The organism is Coleofasciculus sp. F4-SAH-05, from assembly GCF_040222985.1.
GTDB classification, from domain to species: Bacteria; Cyanobacteriota; Cyanobacteriia; order Cyanobacteriales; family Coleofasciculaceae; genus Coleofasciculus; species Coleofasciculus chthonoplastes.
Genome location: NZ_JAVKBY010000254.1, coordinates 1 through 20,911 on the forward strand (window position 1 = coordinate 1; position 20,911 = coordinate 20,911).

Consider the following 20,911-nt stretch of genomic DNA (forward strand, 5'->3'; position numbering starts at 1 on the left):
TGCCATCGAACGTGCAACTTTTTGGGTACTTTCTCGCCGCAATTGGAGCAATCTTGTGATGTGTTATGGGCGCTTACTGGAATTACCAACTTCCCAGCATTCTCGGCTTTGTTTGTCAGTATCGACAGAAAGTTTGACCACACCAGCAATTTGCTCCTCATTCCGAGCAATAACTGAGACTTGATTCATGGGAAAATTTGCATCTCTCAGATTTTTAAGAGCCTCTTCGGTGGCTTGTCGCGTTGGAAAGACACCAACACCGCGTTGAGATTGACCTAATGTCATAGTATCCGTCTCCATCTCTCTAATCTATCTATCAGGTTTCACCCTGATACCCCTATTTCTACATTTTTGTGGCAGATATTCATCAATCGTGGGAGATAGATATATCCAGCCTTCTGAATTGTTAAGAAAGCGCGATCGCACGCTGACGCTTGGTCGTATAATTGGCTATAACTGAGGGCGTGTAAAGAGTGGGGAGGGCGGGTTTTGTTGAGAGGTTATCGGTGAATCGTTGAATTTAGTCCCTAAACCCGCCCCTACACAATAACCATTTTATAGAGATGTTCCGGTGCAACGTCTTTACGACTTTATTCGCCGCACTATCCCCATTCCCATCGTTGTTTTCCGCCCTACGCCAGAATAGAGGGCAAAATCGGCTAAGGCGTTAATTTGCTGAATCATCTGTGCCTCAAGTTGTCCCATAATCCGAAAATTCATCGCGCCAACACAGCCAATAAACTTACTGCGAGAATCGGCAACTAATTCTGTGTGAATGTCAAAGAAACTGGGAAAAACATGATCGACTAATGGTTTCGGGAATTCTATGCCACTGTATTGATTCCAGCGCTTAATTAAACTGTTAAAGACTAACTCCCTTGTCGGTAAGGAACAATCATATTTACTTTGACGAAATGCCGTCGGGGTAGAAAAGGCAAAATTCAGGGCGCGATCGCACGCTGACGCTTGGTCGTATAATTGGCTATAACTGAGGGCATTTGCCCAACATCCTGGTATTCCTTTTTGCTTTGTTCCCAGGATACTGGTAATCTGCAAGTTAGCTGGACCTAAATGCCAGGGTTGTTCGGGATTCAGGTTTAACCACAGGTGGGTTAATTGGCTAAATAAGGTATCATCCAACAGGGAAATCCGCCACCAACAGGGAGTCCCTTGGGGAATTGGTTTATGGTGTTGCCATTGTAGAATAGGAGACGCTGTATCACCCCGATGCTGAAGTTGTAGGGGACTCAAGGTAAAGGCTTTATCGGCTTTGGCTTCATGGAGATAATCGCCTAGGTTTCTATCGACGGAACTCACTAAATTAAGAAATAGGGCGTGTAAATGGCGTCCACTCAGAAACTGGGTGGGAATTGGCGATTGGGGAAGCAGGTTGAGAATTAGACTATGAGGCATTAAAATAACCAATGATTGGGAAATTTTTAGGGACAAGGCAATGCCGTTCCCTTACCTAGGGTATCAACTAATTTTAATCTTTTTAGGGCGCAAGGATAGTGCCCCTACGGTTCCTGTCTATTTGTTATTTGTAGGGTGCGTTAGCGAAGCGTAACGCACCTTTGAAGTTTTTCTGGAAGTTGGGACTAATCTTCGATTGAGCGTGGGATGAATCGCCAGTTTATTATTGACAACTTGCTTGTTGTCAGCTAATATTAAGGGTAAATTGTTTTTGTATTTCAATCTATCAGACGCGATCGCACAATGGTGCAAGCAAGATGGACATTCAGCACAGCTTCAGGCTTGGCGTCATCTTCTCTCTGGTTTATCAAAGCTATGCTACAACAGGCGATTGAATCAGGAGAGTTTTTTGATTGAGCGATCGCGCTATCTCCATGTTTCTTAATGTCCCAGTTTCAATCCCTGATGGAGATTATAGACAAGCGATTTTCTGGGCGCACGCCATGCGCCCCTACAATTCTAATCCACCAATTAAGGTGTGCCACGCCAGTAGGGTGGGCATTGCCCACCGACTAGCCAAACTTCAGGGTGCTAAATCCCGCGTCGAAATGCCCGAATCGCTTCTCCTGCATCAGTCTCCGCCATCAAAATACACTGTCTCAGCCAGTCAATATCAAGTTCACTAAGTCCAGGTAACTGGCTGCGTTTTGCTAACCCCATCTAAATCTTGTGATTTTAGATGGGGACTGCGCTCAACCGTTGTTCAATCCCTGATAGGGATTATAGAGGATTTCGACCTTCTGTAAAGGAAGTTAATCCAATCATAACAATTGTTTCAATCCCTGATAGGGATTATAGAGGATTTCGACCATCTATCCGTTTTATGATTCCAGGTTTCTACTATTTGTTTCAATCCCTGATAGGGATTATAGAGGATTTCGACGGCTAAACCTTTAGTGGGATATGTGAGTTTAACAGGTTTCAATCCCTGATAGGGATTATAGAGGATTTCGACATTGATACAACTTTTGCCACGCGAGGATTGGAGCAGAAAATAGTTTCAATCCCTGATAGGGATTATAGAGGATTTCGACTCAGGGCGCTCATAGACGTGAAAGCTCCTAATTATTTGTTTCAATCCCTGATAGGGATTATAGAGGATTTCGACGGTATGGAAGTTAAGCCGGATTATCGGCTTGATTCGTTTCAATCCCTGATAGGGATTATAGAGGATTTCGACCGGATCGGGCTATTTTGTCTCCTATGGATTGGATAGTTTCAATCCCTGATAGGGATTATAGAGGATTTCGACGTTCTCTTCTCGTTTCTCTTAGTGGGCGCTGCGTTGTTTCAATCCCTGATAGGGATTATAGAGGATTTCGACAAATAATTGCCCGGTGTTTAATGGAGACTATATAGTTTCAATCCCTGATAGGGATTATAGAGGATTTCGACACGATGAGTCAGACGGTCTACCAAAAAGCACCAACCAGTTTCAATCCCTGATAGGGATTATAGAGGATTTCGACGACAAATAGCAAAACTCACCACCACTTAGAGGGTCGTTTCAATCCCTGATAGGGATTATAGAGGATTTCGACTAAATCTTGTCGGGTATCAGATGGCGTTTCCAGTAGTTTCAATCCCTGATAGGGATTATAGAGGATTTCGACCGTATTAATGCTTTACCCGGAGAAAGCTTCAATGAGTTTCAATCCCTGATAGGGATTATAGAGGATTTCGACTTGGGCAAGCACGCAAACAACGGTATTCATTCACGTTTCAATCCCTGATAGGGATTATAGAGGATTTCGACTTATATATCTAGTGAGACGCAAATCGATCCAAATTCGTTTCAATCCCTGATAGGGATTATAGAGGATTTCGACCTAATTTCTGGTAGCCTCTGCTGATAAAAATCAGTTTCAATCCCTGATAGGGATTATAGAGGATTTCGACTGATGTATGGTCTGTAAAAGTAGCCGCCCTCTTGTTTCAATCCCTGATAGGGATTATAGAGGATTTCGACTCTAAGATTTCGCCCAACACCCTCGGAGCTGGTAGTTTCAATCCCTGATAGGGATTATAGAGGATTTCGACGTTAATCGGTCATTAGCCAAATTTTGAAAAGTATTGTTTCAATCCCTGATAGGGATTATAGAGGATTTCGACTTTTTCTTAAATGGCTACACCTTTTGCTGATCCTGTTTCAATCCCTGATAGGGATTATAGAGGATTTCGACCCATCACCCTTGTCCTTGTCCTTATCCTTACCCTTAGTTTCAATCCCTGATAGGGATTATAGAGGATTTCGACGAGGTTCATCAACATCAATCTATCTATGGAATGCAGTTTCAATCCCTGATAGGGATTATAGAGGATTTCGACCGCTTCCGAAAAAATGGAAGCTCGGCTTAAGAAGGGTTTCAATCCCTGATAGGGATTATAGAGGATTTCGACCGCCGACCTCTGAAACGCTTGCTGTATTTGGTTTTCAAGGTTCGATTGCGACAACCTCCTCTAACTATAGCATTTCCGCCCTCGGTTTTGACAACCCCCGCGAACAAAAAAGTCTCAAATCCTTTCTGTATCAGCCTTTCAGCCTTTGCGACAACCTCCTCATTCGCGAAAAAGGCTGTATCCCTGACAGCATAAGGAATACAGCCTCAAATTTTGACTCCTCGAAAAAAACACCTACTGGTTGTCGCATCAGACAAAGAAAATCGAATTATCTCTTATGGGTTCACCGCCGATGCGTTCAACCTTCCCTTGACAACAGCCACAGAGGAAATAAAAGCGAATGCTGTCTTGGTCTGGCTTAATCACCTTAGAAAGACGCGATCGCAATTTGGCATACTGGGTATCCGTCAAACTGCACTCAAACACACTATACTGCATCCACTGCCCATAAGACTTAAGAATACTGTGTATTTTCGTTCGACGCTTATCTTCCGGGATATCATAGGACACAACCAAATACATACTCTCTACCTCACAATTAACGGCGGATACTGCTCAATTTCCCCCATCAGATACTTCGCCAAGAGTCGCCCTTGTATCTCAAAGGCTTCCTGATAAGTACATTTGCGCCTCAAGACAGGATGCTTAAACGTTGATTGCTTCTTTTGTTCATAAAGCTTGAGAAATTCTCGCCGTCCTTCCGGGGATAAAAAGACAGCTTGGCTGAGAGGTTCCGTGGTAAACTGCTCAGGGGTGAGGATTCGCAGATTAATGCCATTGAGTATCATTGAATCCACAACCAAAGGTCGAAACTCTTCCATTAAATCTAAGGCTAATCCTGGACGACCATACTGTTGACAATGAAGATAGCCCAAATAGGGATCAAACCCCACAATATTCACCGCACTCTGGATATCATGACGCAGTAGAGAATAGCCAAAACTCAGCATCGCATTCACCGGATCAGTTGGGGGACGACGGCGTCGGGCGGTAAACTTAAATCCAGGGACGCGAATCAGTTGATCAAACACACCAAAATACGCCGCACTCCCCGCCCCCTCTAACCCCCGCAGGGAGTTGATTTTATCCGTTTTCTCGATTGGCGCGATCGCACGTTGTAGGCGATTTATTGCTTTTTGTAACGTCAGTTCCGGATATTTACGCTGATTTCGGGTTAGCATCGTGCGATAATTTTTCAGCTTTCCCCGAATAAATCCCCGGACAATATGCAGCGCTGCTTCTGATTCCCCAGCCGCTTGCCATTGGGCTTGACGAACAAAGATATTTTTGGTCATTTCCGGTTCCAATCGTCCCAGATATTTCCCGGTGCAGGTAATAAAACTCAGGGGAATTTTTCGGTTTAATAGTTCTGTTACCACGGCGGGCGATACTGTTGCCCGTCCACATACGACTATCCCATCCACTTTAATCAGGGGAACATCCAAGAGTTTCTGTTTGTTTGCTTTGACACTAAGGCGTTCATCGGTTTTGCCGATAAATGAATCATCTTGAGTAATGTAAACAGTTCCCATAAATTTTCTCCTGTTAGTAGTGAGGACTTTAGTGTTAGTAGTGAGGACTTTAGTCCTCTTCGTTAGCGGCGCTAAAGCGCCGACTACAAGCAAGCTTTCATTCCTCCTCCCGATATCGCCCCACTTTTTTCGCCGCTTGAGGTAAACATTGAGGATAAAAACTACATCCTTTACAGCGCTTTGTGTAAATCGGTTTCGGCATTTCCCCACTGTTCATTAACATTTTTACCGATTCAAGGATATCTAGAGTTTCCTGTCGCAATGCATCAGAAATCTCGACGAATTGTCGCTGATGGGAATAGGCATAATAAATATAGCCCTGATGAATCGATTGTCCGGTCATTTCTGCCAAACACAACGCCTGGGCGCAGACTTGCAATTCATCATTATCCCATTCCCCCTTCCGCCCCCGCTTATATTCCACGGGATAGAGTTCACCCGATTCTGATTCAATTAAATCCGATTTACCGATTAGATGATACTGTTGAGACTTCAGCCAAATCGCCCGTACCTGCCAAACTTCCTCCCGTTGAGACTCACCGACTGTGTGGACGCGATCGTGTAAACTGGTGCCATCAATGGTATAGTAATTCTCGCTAAATTCCCCCGCACAAAACATCCGCCAACAACGGTGGGGACAGTAGGAATAATGGTTGAGAGAGGCGATGGGAATGTAATCGGTATTATTCATTAGTTTTACCTGTAAATGAAGGGTTATGGTTTCACGTTGAGATCCCCCTAAATCCCGCTTAAAATCCGGTTCCCTGCTTTTGAAGGGGGGCTAGGGGGGATCTATAAAATTAGGTTCGTGGAAAATCTAGTTCATTTATCGGTGGGGAGGGCGGGTTTTGTTGAGAAGTTATCGGTAAATAGTTGAATTGAGTCCCTAAACCCGCCCCTACACAATAACCAATTTATCAAGATGTTCCGGTGCCACATCTTTGTCGGGACACGGCACTGCCGTACCCTTACCTAGGTTAACCTACCTTATCACCATGAAACCGATTAACTCCCCTGAAATTGATACTGCATTTGTGCCGGAATCAAGAAAGGTTTCCTGTCACTAAGCTGATAATATTGCCCCTGAATTCGCACATTCCGAATTAAACTAACCGGGGACATATTAATCACGTCATAACTGATGACGCGATGGGTAAACATCGTATCTAAGGGATTCAGGGGATAAGGATAAGTGAATTCACCCTCCACTCGTTGAGGAGTAGCCAATGGTTCCATCGTTACTTCTGCCTTACTCATCCACTTCCCTAGACGAATCCATTTGGGTAATGTGAGTGGCTTGTGAGAGATGGCGAAAAACTCAAATTGACTTTCCGGGGCAATCTCTTTAGTTCTGCCAAAACTGGGGATATTCTTCTGGGTTTTCTCCATCTCAACGTGATAGTTCGGGTTGGCATATTTCCAGGTGTTAAGAACCGCGCCATAGTGAATGACTCGCCCTGGTGTAATGTAAATTCCCTGGGCATTGAGAGGGGTTAAATGTTCCCGATAGTTGGGAACTTGTTCGGCACAAAAGTAACGATAGGACTTGTCTTCAGCAACGGTTGTCGCATAAACGGGACTATCCACTAACCCCAAGGCATAACAGAGGGCGTAATTATGGATAACAGGTTCAGTTTCATAGAGTCGCCCGATTTCACGAGTGGCATAATAGAGGCTATCATGCAACTCTAACTGACAGCGGTAAATTAGAGCCATGATTATTTCGATTTTGTCGTTGATTTTTTGGTCTTGCTGCTTGCTTTAGCAATGTATTTTTCGGCATAAGCTGATGATTCAGCATTGGCTTGGGTCAACATGGCGATAAGTTGTGTCTCATTGCTAGTGATTGATTTAACTTCCGCTAAAATGGGTAACAATGACTCACCAATAAAATCAGTGTGGGGGATATATTCTTGTGCCATTAACTCGGTCATTCCTTGGGTGGCGGCAGCGGTAACGTCATCTTCATTTAGCGGATCAGGGGGGTGAATTTGATCTGCCTGTTTCATCAAGTCATATATCTTTTGCGTCCAGCGTAAATTACTCACAATTTCGCCATCGGCAAAGATAACACCAATGAGTTCATTCCGAACTCGACCTGTGCGCGTGGTTTGCGCCCCATAGTGACGGGTTCTGAGAATATTATTGAACACATACAGGAATCCGGCTTCGGTGGGATCTTTTAAGGTGATAATACTGGGAAAAAAGACTTGGGGTAAGATATGGTCTTGGCTATTAATCCGACTGGTGACTTCTCCATTCCGACTCATTGTGCCATTTTCAAAGGGGGCATTTAGGGTAAAATTGAAGTGAGACTCATCAAAGGGCGTAATTGAAAACGCCGTATCAACCACAACCTTAGATTTCTCTGAACCTGCATCCCCAATGGCAAAACCATAGAGAATACAATCCGGTGTTGTCTTACTAAAATTAACGTTATAATCGCAGGTTTCCCAGTCGCCAATTTTGTAGTTCCGCAGCAGTTCACGTCCAGTTAAACGTTCTGGGGTAGACTGTTTGCGCTTGAACATTGCCAGACGGCTAATGGTTTCCTTTTGCACAATTCCCGCCCGCACTCGTGCCTTATTTAACTCGCCATCGGTTTGAAATAGGGGGTAGGATTCGGTAATGCGAATGGTAATAAAATGAGCATATTTGCCCATGGGTTTGGCGGGGATGTCTTGGTGAAAGAATTGGGAATCGACAGTCTTAAGAAAGGTCATAATTTTTACTCCAGATGATTGTGTGAACAACAATTAATTAGGTAACCGATTCCGTGTCTAACTCAGAAACCTCTTCCGGTTCATCCTGCTTCCGTTCCTGGCGTTCTTGGTCATCGGCAATGCGGTAAAGGTACTCACAGGTATCCCGAATTAAGTTTAACTGAGTCCCGGCGAGACGGGCGCGATCGCATTTAAGTTTTCCGGCAAAAATCACCTCAATAAAATACTGAGAAAACTCACGTACAGCTTGACGTTCGGCTTCTGAATTCAGCGCGGGTTTCCATTTACCATCCACGAAAGCTAGAGTAGGTTTTCCTTCAGCGGCACGTCGGCGGACATTATTCATTAACTTGGATAAACGTGATGCCACAACATCAATTAATACCTCCTGATTAATTTGTGAGTCGCTAGTGGTAATCCATGCCTTGTCAATCTTTAAAATCACATCCGCCGCCTCATCAATGGGTTTAAGAATGGCATTGGCTTTAGCCGAAGGACGCTTGGCACGATAAAATACACGGTAGAGTCGAGTCAGTTCTCTGAGTTCGTTCACGGCTTCTCCTTCTGGGTCAAAATAATGGTAAAAATCTAGATAGAGTTTAATTTTGCTAACGGGAACACTGTCCAGTTTCTCCTGTTTGCGGAACCATTTACTCAGATAGTGAAAGACATAAAGCGGATCAGTGTCCAAATCTCGCGCTAATGCCGCTAATTTCCCCCAATCGGGATTGCCATCTTTCTTGCGATTCGCTTCTAAGTGAATACAATAGGCGGCACTTAAGGCATTTAAGGGGGAAAATAGACGGGGTGTTATTTGACGGGGTAAAATACCATCTAAGCGGTATTCATCTGCTTTTACTAAAGACCGAATCCCTTGATGTTCGCCATCTAGGATAGCCGTCTTTTCAAAATCAGCCCCACTAATAAATGGAGGAACCGGAGATTCAGAAGCGACGGCTTTGACATCCAGAATTAAGGGTAAGGCAAAGGTTAACCAAGCAGGCATAACCCAGGATTCAGTATCTGTAGTTTTTGCTTTGCCATTTTCGTATCTTACCTCTGGCGGTAAGGCAATAAAAAAGAAGGTAAGTGGTTGATTCTCGGGATAATTCAGTTTGAATGTGCGGTCATCTTCTGGTTGTAAGTCGGGTTGAATTAATAAGGAATCCACCTGTTGATAATTCTCCAGTGTAAACCGCGCCTCCTGCTTATCCCGAATTAAATGGTTGCGAATATCGGCATCAAACCGAGTTCTGGCAATCCAGGTGTAAGCCTTGTGTAAAAATTTATTCGTTTCTGGGGTAAAAAAGTAAGCCGGATAGAGATATAGATAACGATACTTCCGCCCCTCAAAATCTGCCCCCGTCGCATTGGTTTGATTCATCAAGATTTGCCGCAACATGAGTTCAATTGACCAAATTGAGCAAATTTGTCGCTTCGCGGCTTGAGTATTAAATAAAATCTGCCGATTACTATACACTTGCGGTGCAAATAACGTGGCGGACTCCATTTGTTCCGTGACTGTATAAGCCGAACTAGACATAGCACAGACATTTTCCCGCCCTCTTCCAGTTATCTTGGCGGCGCTATAGCGGTTCAGTTCAATTAAGAAAGGATTCACCTCTGGTGGCGTAACTGCACCCGTTGGTAACGTCACCACTCGACTAATATAGGTTCGCAAATCCTGCCAACCATCGGGAATAGTTACGGCTGCAATTATGGGTTGAATTAAACTTGTCGCCTGATTCACCATATCTACCATTGTCTGGCGCAACTGGTTTTCATCTAACCCTTTAGTTTGCTGAATATACTGGGCGGCGATATAATACCAATCTAGGGGAACGCCTCCAGTTTTTTTTAGGGATTGAATCGCTTTTATATCCGGAATAATTGCCGCTAATCCCAAGAATTCAGCTAACTGTTGAGTTAAATCTAAATCTGGCAAACTTTGGCGCTGTGCCTTCGGTTTTAACCTTTGGACGTGGTGGACGCGATCGCACCATTTCTGCCAAATTCCTCGACACAGGATATCCCCAAATTCAGCTAACCGATCAATCCGATAATCGGCGTCAAATTCCACCGGGATAATCTCCGGTAAATCCCCCTGATTCTTGAACTTAACTAAACTCTCACTCCGCTTTTTCGCCGAGGAGGTTTTGGTACTAGGAATGAGTCGGCAAGCCGCATCAATACTCACCTGCATTAACCCCGGTGCCTCAAAAAATAGCCAATAATAATCCGCAAACTTAAATCCCTTCCCATCTCGACTAAACCCCGTGGATTTCTGCTGCAATCTCTGGGTGCAAAACTGGCGAATTTTAGTAATCACCTGTTCCGAAATCTGACAGGTATCAATGGCGGGGGCATCCGCGTTTGCCAAATACACCACCCCATCGGGTAAATACAGTAATGGCGTATAATATTCCCTCGGATGAACATCCATTAAAGCATTGTTAATAATATTCGTGATCACACCCCGATTATCCGAGAGGGCGTGATAACTAAACTGAAGCTGTCCATTACTCAGACTCTGGAGTACGGTGAATAATCCATCATTTTCGATATCTCTAGGATGCTTAATCACAGAGGCGAATAAATCCGAGAGTCTAACTAAACTTGCCAGCGTTCCGCGAATTCGTCCATCCAATTTAGGCATTAATCCGCGACATTCCAAACCTAAATCTGCATCCCATTTCACCCCAGCATTATGACTCAACCAAACAATATCATCAACTTGAGACTCCCACTGTTCACCCAGGAATACCGTTAAGCCAAACTCCCGCATCTTTTGCGCCACATATCCCCGCCCAAAATCTGGCGCGTCTGATTTGTGGGCGGGATTTTCTCGCCAGTTGCGGTGTTGGAATCGACTATCTGACTGTTCCAGCCAGTCAGGATAATCGGGAAACTTGTCAAAGTCATGTAAAATATAGGCGGCGATAAATAGGCGAATTTCGGCTTCAGTGCAATTCCGTTTAACCGGATTGGTTTGTTTACTCTCAGTTTTCAGTGTCCTGAGAATTCGATAGGTGGGAAACAAACCATTCAGCAGGTGTGAGGTAAACGATTGATCCTCTTTACTCCGGTCAACATTCTTCCCTTCTGCCCGTCTATCTTCGGCAAATTGACCCCCCTTAGCCGTTGCCCCCACTAACTGCTGAATCAGAGGGGGTAAGACATCAGTCGCAAAGGAGGCTAAGATGCGATCGCCTTGATTTCCTGGTGCTTCTTGAATCGCATTTTTGAATAAGCGAATGGTTAACAGTTCAGCATCGGCTGGAGTATCATCCTCCTCATCCTCCGTAGTCTCTAAATCTAAAGGTTCTAGAGGAAGTTCATCGCCGTTATCATCAAATAATTTGTCATTAGTCATTAGTCATTCGTCCTTTGTAAGGGTTTGAGGCATATTCACACAAATTAACATAGTTCAGTTTATTGCCACCAACCTATAAGTAGGTTGGGTTGACGACAGGAAACTCAATAGAATACAAGGCTAAGGTTCCCTTACTACAAGCCGACGTCACGCCAGTAGGTAAGACAAGCAAGAATGTCATCTGGTTCTAAACCCGGATAGTCCTCAAGAATCTCGTCAAGTGTCATGCCACTCGCTAAAAAATCAAGGATCAGAGAAACCCAAATACGATGTCCACGAATGCAAGGTTTGCCGAAGCAAATAGTCGGATTAATCGAAATTCGAGATAATAGGTTTTCCTGAGTCATTGATACATCTCCCATCACTAACAAAATTGTAATCATCCTCCCTTATAGAGAACTAACCTTTCAGTGTAATCAGTGTCACTAAACGTTCATCCCTTACCCACATCTAGACAATAAATCCGTGAAATCAGTTACTCCCCGGATACTCCTGAAAAAACCTTAAAAGTATTGATTCAGCATTCTCGACAATCCAATCATAACTCGACCGGAAATTCGGTTCTAGATTTCGGGGAAAATGTAACGCGATCGGTTGACTAATCGGTCGCCAGTTTTTATCACTGTCCTCAACTGAGAATCGATAAGCCCCCTGTGCAACTGGATTAATCACCCGATACTTCAATCCCGCTTTCGATAAATAGTCCTGTAAGAATTCATTAGGCGTCGCCGATAAAAACAAAAACTGTTTTCCCGGTACCGTATGCTTAATCAACAGGATAGCATTAAGGATATTGGTAATCTGAGGCGAGGAGAAAATATGAAACTCATCAAAAATAAACAAGTTGTAGTTTTTGTCAATATTGGCAAATAGCCGATTCGGGTTATCTCCCTTTCCTTCTTTATTGCGCCGCAGATAGCGGAAGTCATGGATATAGTGAAAAATATCAGGATTCGTCAGCAAAATTTCTGAGTTATCGGAACGATTCAGCAATCCAGCTTGCTTAGACGGTAGCTGATTAGTTTCAATGAACTCCTCCAAAATCGCCGCATTTAAGCGATAGATTTGCGGATCATACTCCGGCTGAAACTTACGTTTATAGCCTCGTACCTGCCTTTCCTGATCCCGCGCCAGTTCATTGGTTGGGTAAGCAGCTAAAGTGTACGTGCGACTGGTCATCGCGGGGAGATAAGCGGCTAAACTTTTACCATCCCCCGTTACGGCGGTATTGAAAACCACATCAATGCTAGACTCTCTCAAGGCTGCAACCGTTTCTCCTTGATGCCAGGATAGTGAGAACCAATCTGGAGGTAAGATAATTCCTTCAGGCGGTTGTTCACACAAACGCGAGTATAGAGGCTGAAGCGCGATCGCATAGTTAGTCATGGCTGCATTGCCGCTGATTCAAAATATACTTAGATTAATTTCACTATGCCATGACTTTCCTAAAACTGCAAGTACAAATTTAAAATGCCCAGAAAGAAAGAAACACTGACCCTCTCCATCCCTCCCGGCACCAAAGCCCAACTAGAAGAGATTGCTCGTCGCCTGAACATCTTCTGGGGCAAGAGTCCTAGCCCATCTGGGCTCATCAGTGCGATCGCACGACAAGAACTGGAAGTGGGAAAACCCTTCACCCTCACCTCTGAACAAGTCAACGCCTTACAACAAGCCACCGCCGCCTTAATCGATGCGGGTCACGTCGAAGCAGCTAAAACTTTACTTACACTTTTACTCGACCGAGGCAATCTGGAACCTCCCCTGCGCCAATCCCTGCTGCAACAGATTGGCAAACCCACTGAACCCTGGCGTATTGAGGTGGAAAAGTTTATTAATCAAGAACAACCCTTTCGGTTACTCTATCGCAACTCCCAAGGGCAAGACTTGGACTATACTGTCCGCTATGCAGAGATTTGCTTCTACGAAAAACGCTTTTACCTGCAAGTCTGGTGTGAAGAAACCGCAGATGTCGAGGAGGAGATGGCTGATTTACCAGAACTCTGGCACAATCGCTGCTTCCGATTAGACCGAATTCAGGCAATCCTACCCACAAGTGGCGGCTGGCGCGGTGAGTTCGATGCCATTGAAGTGTACTTACATTTTTATGGTTGGCTAGTAAAAGCTTATCAGCCTAAACCTGAGGATATAGACGATAAAAAGATGGGAGAGGTGCGTCAGGTGGTGCGGCGAGTGGTGAATCCCTTCTGGTTTCTGCGGGAAATATCGCGATATTGGGAAGATTGTGTGATTCTTTCACCGGAGAGTATGCGTCAGCGGATGCAGAAAAAAGTGCAGCGTCTTTGCCATTTGTACGATTTGTTGTAGGGGCTTGGCAACCAAACCCCTGCTTCGCGATTAATCTGACACAGCTAAAATGATTGCATAGATTTTACGATTAAACCGGGCGCACATTGCTGCGGTAAAAGGGCGCACGTCGGTGTTGGCAAGGAAGGGCGCACGTCGGTGGAAGGGCGCACGTCGGTGCGCCCCTACATAATCCTTTATAACCGTCGAGGAATCCGGGCGCGTTTGTAGGGGCGGGTTTTACGATTATCTTTTCGGTTGCACCCAAATCTGACTAAACCCGCCCCGACTTTCGTCGGCTGTTTTTTCTCGGTCTATGCATATTTGTTTAAATTAGTCAAGATAATTCTGATAGGAATTTTGCACTAGAGAGGGTGGCATAGTAGCCGTTGTCAACGGTGTAATGTTTGCCAAAGGAGAAAGTGAAAACTGATACCCTGTTTTATAGCCTGTTTAAAGAATTTCCCAGTATCTTCTTTGAACTGATTAACCAGTCAACAGAACAAGCAGCAACCTATCAATTCACCTCCCGTGAAATCAAACAACTGGCATTTCGACTCGATGGTTTATTTTTTCCCAAGAATGAAAACCCCGAAAACCCCTTATATGTCGTCGAAGTTCAGTTTCAACCCGATGAGGATTTATACTATCGTATATTTGCTGAACTCTTTCTGTACTTGAGAACCGCAAAAAAGCCGGGAGGAGATAGAAGCCATGTTAGGATTAAGTGAACTCAAACAAACCAAAGTTTATCAGGAAGCCAAGCAAGAAGGCTTAGATGAAGGTGAACAAAAAGGTCAACTCAAAGCTAAGTTAGAAGCCATCCCTCGGATGATGCAGTTGGGTTTGAGTGTGGAGATGATTGCTGAAGGGTTAGATTTGCCTGTCGAAGTTGTCAAAGCCGCAGCACAGTCATTCTCTCAACAGAATGTTGCGGCTTTTATGGAACTGTTACATAATCAACGAGAGCTTTTCTCGGCTCAAGACTTGGCTGACTTGGCTGACTTAATCAAACCGTTACCTGATAAAATAGAAAATCTATCTTATGCGATCGCACAATGGTGCAAGCAAGACGGACATTCAGCCCAGCTTCAGGCTTGGCGTCATCTTCTCTCTGGTTTATTGGCGGCTACAGTCGAGCAATTGTTAGCGAGTAACCTCGAATCCCTTGACACTCCATCCCCTGTACTCAAAAAAGCTATGCTACAACAGGCGATTGAATCAGGAGAGTTTTTTGATTGAGCGATCGCGCTATCTCCATGTTTCTTAATGTCCCAGTTTCAATCCCTAGTAGGGATTATAAGCTGTTCGGCATTTAAACCTTAATATCAATAATGGCACAATCCTTGTAGTGCGTTAAGCGAAGCCATGCCGCAGGCTTTGCATCTTGCTCGCTACTAATACCCAATTTAAATGCATTACAGCTTAGACAAGTAGGGTGGGCATTGCCCACCTGACTCTTAAATCCCGCGTCGAAATGCCCGAATCGCTTCCCCTGCATCAGTCTCCGCCATCAAAATACACTGTCTTAGCCAGTCAATATCAAGTTCACTCAATCCAGATAGCTGGCTGCGTTCAATGGATTGATAACCACTATCTCCAAGATGATAAAGCTTCAGTAATCCATCTTGCCAAAACCAAACCTCTAAAACGCCCAACGCTTGATAGCGTTCTAACTTACTGATATCTCCACTGGTGAAAACGATTTCAATCGACAAATCGGGAATCGGCTTGACACTTCCGATACAAAAAGACTCGTCAGCTTGGGCGGAAACAACGCCGGGTTTTTCCTGAGTCATCGCCCCTGTAGGCTTAAAGAAGATTCCCTGTTCAACCAGAAACGTGGTGATTAAGTAACTAATAATACGAGCAAATGTTTCATGATCTTGTCCCGGCATGAGAATCTCGATCATCCCTTCATAATAAGAGAGGCGCACTCCAGAAGAACCCTCAAAACCTATTTGAATACACTTAAACTGTTCCCAGGTTCCCTGATGAACAATGCGTTGATCGGTTGTTTTGTCAAGTAGTGGGGACATGGTATTCGGTTTTGGTTATCGCTGATGGGAGTTATAGAGGATTTCGCCAATTGTCGGCAATTGTAGGGGCTTGGTTACCAAGCCCTTACTTACGTTCAGTGTTTCTGTTTCAATCCCTGATAGGGATTCAGGGGAATTCCAAGGATAGAAACAATTTCAGCGTTTTGCGATCCAAAAAGTTTCAATCCCTGATAGGGATTATAGAGGATTTCGACTCAATTCCTGCTATCCCTCCGGCGGGAACGACGTGTTTCAATCCCTGATAGGGATTATAGAGGATTTCGACAGAAATCGACTGCACTTATCGACTAAATCAGATAGTTTCAATCCCTGATAGGGATTATAGAGGATTTCGACTCCTGTTCCACCGTCAACCATAATTTACTCCTTTATTGGTTTCAATCCCTGATAGGGATTATAGAGGATTTCGACTAGGGCTTGCCTGTTTCTGGGTCGAGCCACTCATGAGTTTCAATCCCTGATAGGGATTATAGAGGATTTCGACCTGTTATGCAAGCGTTAGCCTCGCACCAGTCGCGAGTTTCAATCCCTGATAGGGATTATAGAGGATTTCGACCAAGCAGGCGACAATGAAAACCACGCACATCAATGTTTCAATCCCTGATAGGGATTATAGAGGATTTCGACTGCCGACCTCTGAAACGCTTGCTGTATTTGGTTTTCAAGGTTCGATTGCGACAACCTCTTCTAACTATAGCATTTCAGCCCTCGGTTTTGACAACCCCCTTCAGCAAAAAACTCTAAAACCCTTTCTGAATAAGCCTTTCAGCCATTGCGACAACCTCCTCATTCGTCAAAAAGGCTGTATCCCTGACAGTATAAGGAATACAGCCTCAAATTTTGACTCCCCGAAAAAAACACCTACTGGTTGTCGCATCAGCCAAAGAAAATGAAGTTATTCTGCAGCCCCTAAGGTAACTCCACCGATGTCGGTTTAGCAATGTGAGGTAATCCCCAGCCCAACTTCTCACGCAACACCCGGAAAAACTCAGGCGGTTGCAAACGAATAAATCGAGCCGAATAAGGCGATCGCGCTACATGAACCTGATCCTCCGGTAACACATAACAGCCCGCATTGCCATCCACCACCATCACCAACTGATTCGGCGTCGCTGGAAACACCTGCACCTTTTCCGTATCCGCAAACACTAACGCCCGCGACGCCAAAGAATGAGGACAAATCGGCATCAACTGCAACACCGGCACCCCAGGCGTTACCACCGTTCCCCCCGCACTCAGGGAATACGCCGTAGAACCCGTCGGCGTCGAGATAATCACCCCATCAGCCGCAATATCCACAGGCGAATGCCGTCCAATTTTCACCTCAAAATGGCACATACAGGTCAACGGTTCCCGATGCAATACCATCTCATTCAAACACAAGGCTTCCCACCAAATACATTCATCCCGCACCACCTGCACCAACAGCATACTTCGTTCTTCAATCTCATACTCCCCCGCCATCAACTGTTCCATCGCCTGGGGAAGTTGATTTAAGTACAATTCAGTGAGGAATCCCATGTGTCCCGTATTAATTGCCAACAAAGGAATCCCAAACGGTGCCACTTGGCGAAACGCCGCCAGCACCGTACCATCTCCCCCCAGCACGATCGCAAACGCCATCTTTTCATCAAAACCCGGCGCCGCCAGCTTATCTATCGGGGTATGACAGACAGGAGACTCAGGGCGGGAATAGCCTAAAAGTCCGCCAACACCCGTTGCCATATACACATCCCAACCCGCCGCCGTGAGTTGCTCTTGTAACTCCTCAGCAACCCGACAGGCTACAGGTTTGTAGTCGTTGTAGATAATCCCAGCTTTGCCCACAGTTATCAGTCCGCGTCATACATCATTAATAGTCGTTGTAGCCAGTGACACTGGCTAGCTCAAATGAGACCCCTGTGACAAAAAAGCTTACACCCAAAAGCGACAATCTGTGTCAATGAACACTCAAAACGCTTGCACTCAGTCAGGGCGGATTTAGCTACATTTAGGTGAGTCCAGAAACGGTAATCGTGACATCCTCCCACGCTGAATCAAAGATTACAGTGTGGGTCTTATAGCTCCCCCAGACCCCCACGAAAAGATAAAACCCTCACCCCCAGCCCCTCTCCCGTGCAACAAAAGTGAAACATCCTTAGTCCTCCCCCCTCTTGTAGGGGGGAACGAGGGGGGTTGGGTGAGGGGTTGGGGGAGAGGATGTCATGAAACCCATCCCTACACAATCAACAATCAACACTTAAACCTATTTTCTGGACTTAAGATGAATGGCACTGACTGGTATGCTGGTGGGCAATGCCCACCCTACGGTCTATCAAAGGTTTCGGCGATCCCCAAAGGCTTATTTCAGTACCATTGGACTTAAGGTTTTTTCATCGGCGTTTTCTTCCTCTTCTTCTTCGCCTTGCTTTTCTCATAATCAATTTCCCTAAGCTTCTTAGTAATTCGGCTAAAATACTCTTGCAAATAGGCTTCCAATGTGGTTGTGTCTTGGGGCTCAAGACCAAAAACCGGATAAGCCTCATCCATGGAAGCCATCATCGGTTTCCCCGTCGCTAACACCTCCGTGAATGCCAAGCGATCCGCGATATTCCACCCCCACTGAAAGAAGCGGGTGATCTGGCGCATCGCCCGCAAGAAATTAATCGGGAGTCGAGCAATCCTGGCATCCTTAGCCGAGAGTCGCTCACATAGACTAATAATCTCATCGGCTCGCCAAGCTCGTGTTCCCACAACCGGAAAGATTTTATTTGTCGTTTCCGGAACCTCAAGAGCGCGAACGGCAAACTTAGCGATATCCTGAGTATCCATATACGCCGTGGGCGCCGCTTTCCCAGTAATCCAAACCGCTTGCCCTTCCAGGATTGGTACAGCATACTGCATAATCAGCCCTTGCATAAACCCAGCAGGCTGCAAGATGGTGTAGTTTAATCCCGATTCTGCCAGAAACACTTCAGTACACCGTTTAATCTCCATCAACGGCACCTTGGGGAATTTCTCACAATTGAGAATCGAGAAAAAGACAAAGCGTTCCACTCCCGCCGCCGCCGCCGCTTGAATCAGCGCCACCTTGCCATCCCAGTCTACCTGTTTAATCGTCAGAGATCCTGTTGGTCTAGAGGTTGCTGCATCAATCACGGCGGTTATGCCTTCAAGAGCAGGGGGTAACGTCTGTGGTTCACACAGGTTACCTTGAACCAATTCCGCTCCCCATTCTTTCAAAAACGTGGCTTTCCTAGGGCTACGCACTAGACAGCGTACCTGATGACCTTCATCCAGCGCCCGACGAACCACCTGTCTTCCTAAAGTGCCTGTTGCACCGACGACCAACAAGTTCATTTATAAAATTTTGCCTGTAAACTTAACATTTCTATATGATTCTATCAGAATTTGTCATTTGTTAGGGAACAGGGAACAGGGAACAGGGAACAGGCAATAAGCAATGGGCAATGGGCAATAAGCAATAGGCAACAGGCAACAAGTAAGGTAGAGTTTTGAGTTAACTTCCCCCGCTCCCCCAGCTCCCAGACGTAGCATGCTACGTCTCTACATGGCTCCCCCATCACCCCATCAAACAAATCTACCCTTCGCCGCCTTGGATTTTGAGTAACAAAAATCCCAAACCCATACCCACGAGAATTAGGGTAAAGGATAGTACTGCCGCATTGAAAATTTCAGGGTTCATGTCTTATCTCCTCTTGCGATCGCTAAACAGGCTCTAAGTTATAAGATTATCGTGATTGGGTTCAAATCGAAAATGAAAACAGAAAAACATTTGTTTACACAATCAAGCCATCCCCCCCGAGGGCGTCCCCGTTTAGCTGTCACCTTGGGTGATCCGGCTGGAATTGGTGCGGAGGTGGTGCTGAAGGCGTTGGCAGATGAGCAGATGACTCAGGATGCTGATATAACAGTCATTGGTAGTCGCTCGTTGTTACAGACGGCGTATCAGGAATTGCGGCACACCGTAGACAGTACCACGCCTCTAGCTGAACCGGATAACCTATCCATATTAGATATCCCTTTAGACGCCTCAACCGAACGTCAGATTACCCTGGGGCGGGGAAATGCGGCGAGTGGAGAGGCGAGTTTTGCTTACTTGAAACGTGCGATCGCGCAAACCTTGGCGGGTGAGTTTGAGGGAATTGTCACCGCGCCGATTGCCAAGTCATTCTGGAAAGCCGCCGGACATCATTATCCCGGTCAAACCGAAGTGCTAGCACAGGCGGCTGGTGTTGAGCGATTCGGGATGTTATTCGTCGCGCGATCGCCTCATACCGGGTGGCTATTGCGAACCCTGTTAGCCACAACCCATATTCCCTTGGATCAAGTCCCCCATACCTTAACCCCAGACTTGATGAGAACAAAACTGGATTTACTGGTGGAGTGCTTACGGCTGGAGTTTGGCGTAGAAACCCCTCGCATTGCCATTTCTGGGTTAAATCCCCACAGTGGCGAACAGGGACAATTAGGGAGTGAGGAAAAAGACTGGTTGATTCCCTGGCTCGAACAGGAACGACAGCAACGTCCTCAGCTAAAATTGGATGGACCTGTACCACCCGATACCCTTTGGGTAAAAGCGGGTCAAGCCTGGTACGATAATCCCATAATCCCCAATCTCCCTGATGGGTATTTGGCACTTTATCATGACCAAGGCTTAATTCCGGTTAAACTCATGGCATTTGACCGAGCGATTAACACAACCATTGGTCTACCCTTTGTGCGAACCTCTCCGGATCACGGTACAGCTTATGATATTGCCGGTCAGGGAATTGCTAATCCTACCAGTATGAAAGCGGCGATTCAACTAGCGGCACAATTGGTGCGACACAGGCAATTTTTGTCGGGGCGGGTTTGACGGATAAGTAGGTAGGGATAATAAAAGTTAACGGCACAGATCGTCATTACTAAACCCACCCTGCCAAACCATCAATAATTATCAATTATCATATTTAATTGATTCTGTCAAGAGGTGATTCCGATAAAGCTAGATGTTAGCGTAGTGGAGCTAGTCCCTCTTTTTCGGCTGAGTCATAGGATAGCAGT

Annotated in this window: 19 protein-coding genes, 1 pseudogene and 2 CRISPR repeat arrays; of the genes and pseudogenes, 5 read left to right on the plus strand and 15 right to left on the minus strand. The window is 45.4% G+C overall.

Features of this window, described 5'->3' with window-relative positions; genetic code table 11:
- Positions 1–140, minus strand: a pseudogene (locus RIG27_RS30950) (zinc ribbon domain-containing protein); the annotation flags it as partial.
- A 442-nt stretch (positions 141–582) separates the two neighbouring features.
- Complete coding sequence (cas6, locus tag RIG27_RS30955; RefSeq protein ID WP_446350929.1) at positions 583–1,413, minus strand: CRISPR-associated endoribonuclease Cas6; 831 nt, start codon at positions 1,411–1,413, stop codon at positions 583–585.
- Positions 1,414–1,684: 271 nt separating this feature from the next.
- Here cas6 and RIG27_RS30960 point away from each other — a divergent pair, with 271 nt between their 5' ends.
- Complete coding sequence (locus RIG27_RS30960; protein WP_446346596.1) at positions 1,685–1,858, plus strand: hypothetical protein; 174 nt, start codon at positions 1,685–1,687, stop codon at positions 1,856–1,858.
- A gap of 146 nt (positions 1,859–2,004) precedes the next feature.
- On the opposite strand, the gene RIG27_RS30965 is transcribed toward RIG27_RS30960, so the two are convergent.
- From RIG27_RS30965 to cas3, 9 genes are all read right to left on the minus strand, one after another.
- Positions 2,005–2,133, minus strand: a complete 129-nt coding sequence (locus tag RIG27_RS30965) for a hypothetical protein (RefSeq protein ID WP_446350930.1) — start codon at positions 2,131–2,133, stop codon at positions 2,005–2,007.
- A 40-nt stretch (positions 2,134–2,173) separates the two neighbouring features.
- A CRISPR array of direct repeats spans positions 2,174–3,873; the repeat unit is 37 nt; unit sequence GTTTCAATCCCTGATAGGGATTATAGAGGATTTCGAC.
- 249 nt (positions 3,874–4,122) lie between these two features.
- Positions 4,123–4,395 carry a CRISPR-associated endonuclease Cas2 gene (gene cas2 / locus RIG27_RS30970; RefSeq protein ID WP_446350931.1) on the minus strand — a complete coding sequence of 91 codons (273 nt, stop codon included), beginning with the start codon at positions 4,393–4,395 and terminating at the stop codon, positions 4,123–4,125.
- Positions 4,396–4,400: 5 nt separating this feature from the next.
- Positions 4,401–5,405, minus strand: a complete 1,005-nt coding sequence (cas1d, locus tag RIG27_RS30975; protein ID WP_446350932.1) for a type I-D CRISPR-associated endonuclease Cas1d — start codon at positions 5,403–5,405, stop codon at positions 4,401–4,403.
- 97 nt (positions 5,406–5,502) lie between these two features.
- A complete protein-coding gene (cas4, locus tag RIG27_RS30980; protein WP_446350933.1) occupies positions 5,503–6,096 on the minus strand; it encodes a CRISPR-associated protein Cas4 in 594 nt (197 codons plus the stop codon).
- Between the two features lie 314 nt (positions 6,097–6,410).
- Entirely contained in the window at positions 6,411–7,121 is a 711-nt protein-coding gene (gene cas5d, locus RIG27_RS30985) for a type I-D CRISPR-associated protein Cas5/Csc1 (protein ID WP_446350934.1), read from the minus strand.
- 2 nt (positions 7,122–7,123) lie between these two features.
- The gene (cas7d, locus tag RIG27_RS30990) at positions 7,124–8,128 is read right to left on the minus strand and encodes a type I-D CRISPR-associated protein Cas7/Csc2 (RefSeq protein WP_446350935.1); all 1,005 of its coding nucleotides are present in this window, start codon (positions 8,126–8,128) and stop codon (positions 7,124–7,126) included.
- 37 nt (positions 8,129–8,165) lie between these two features.
- A complete protein-coding gene (gene cas10d, locus RIG27_RS30995; RefSeq protein ID WP_446350936.1) occupies positions 8,166–11,501 on the minus strand; it encodes a type I-D CRISPR-associated protein Cas10d/Csc3 in 3,336 nt (1,111 codons plus the stop codon).
- Between the two features lie 134 nt (positions 11,502–11,635).
- The gene (locus RIG27_RS31000; RefSeq protein WP_446346660.1) at positions 11,636–11,848 is read right to left on the minus strand and encodes a DUF433 domain-containing protein; all 213 of its coding nucleotides are present in this window, start codon (positions 11,846–11,848) and stop codon (positions 11,636–11,638) included.
- Positions 11,849–11,972: 124 nt separating this feature from the next.
- A complete protein-coding gene (gene cas3, locus RIG27_RS31005) occupies positions 11,973–12,887 on the minus strand; it encodes a type I-D CRISPR-associated helicase Cas3' (RefSeq protein WP_446350937.1) in 915 nt (304 codons plus the stop codon).
- 84 nt (positions 12,888–12,971) lie between these two features.
- Here cas3 and RIG27_RS31010 point away from each other — a divergent pair, with 84 nt between their 5' ends.
- From RIG27_RS31010 to RIG27_RS31020, 3 genes are all read left to right on the plus strand, one after another.
- A complete protein-coding gene (locus RIG27_RS31010) occupies positions 12,972–13,826 on the plus strand; it encodes a helix-turn-helix transcriptional regulator (RefSeq protein ID WP_446350938.1) in 855 nt (284 codons plus the stop codon).
- A gap of 401 nt (positions 13,827–14,227) precedes the next feature.
- Positions 14,228–14,536, plus strand: coding sequence for a DUF2887 domain-containing protein (locus tag RIG27_RS31015; RefSeq protein WP_446350939.1), 309 nt, complete (start codon positions 14,228–14,230; stop codon positions 14,534–14,536).
- A complete protein-coding gene (locus tag RIG27_RS31020) occupies positions 14,520–15,047 on the plus strand; it encodes a hypothetical protein (RefSeq protein ID WP_446350940.1) in 528 nt (175 codons plus the stop codon). The genes RIG27_RS31015 and RIG27_RS31020 overlap by 17 nt, the downstream gene beginning before the upstream one ends.
- Positions 15,048–15,265: 218 nt before the next feature.
- Here RIG27_RS31020 and RIG27_RS31025 read toward each other — a convergent pair whose 3' ends face one another.
- The 4 genes from RIG27_RS31025 to petM form a co-directional block, all read right to left on the minus strand.
- Positions 15,266–15,844, minus strand: a complete 579-nt coding sequence (locus RIG27_RS31025) for a Uma2 family endonuclease (RefSeq protein ID WP_446350941.1) — start codon at positions 15,842–15,844, stop codon at positions 15,266–15,268.
- Positions 15,845–16,022: 178 nt separating this feature from the next.
- Positions 16,023–16,492: direct repeats of the CRISPR family, unit length 37 nt; unit sequence GTTTCAATCCCTGATAGGGATTATAGAGGATTTCGAC.
- Positions 16,493–16,774: 282 nt separating this feature from the next.
- The gene (locus RIG27_RS31030) at positions 16,775–17,692 is read right to left on the minus strand and encodes an NAD(+) kinase (protein ID WP_446346572.1); all 918 of its coding nucleotides are present in this window, start codon (positions 17,690–17,692) and stop codon (positions 16,775–16,777) included.
- A gap of 534 nt (positions 17,693–18,226) precedes the next feature.
- A complete protein-coding gene (locus RIG27_RS31035) occupies positions 18,227–19,204 on the minus strand; it encodes an SDR family oxidoreductase (protein ID WP_446346570.1) in 978 nt (325 codons plus the stop codon).
- A 241-nt stretch (positions 19,205–19,445) separates the two neighbouring features.
- Positions 19,446–19,550, minus strand: coding sequence for a cytochrome b6-f complex subunit PetM (gene petM, locus RIG27_RS31040; RefSeq protein WP_446346568.1), 105 nt, complete (start codon positions 19,548–19,550; stop codon positions 19,446–19,448).
- 72 nt (positions 19,551–19,622) lie between these two features.
- Between petM and pdxA the strand changes: the two genes are divergently transcribed.
- A complete protein-coding gene (gene pdxA, locus RIG27_RS31045) occupies positions 19,623–20,723 on the plus strand; it encodes a 4-hydroxythreonine-4-phosphate dehydrogenase PdxA (protein ID WP_446350942.1) in 1,101 nt (366 codons plus the stop codon).
- Positions 20,724–20,911 lie beyond the last annotated feature (188 nt).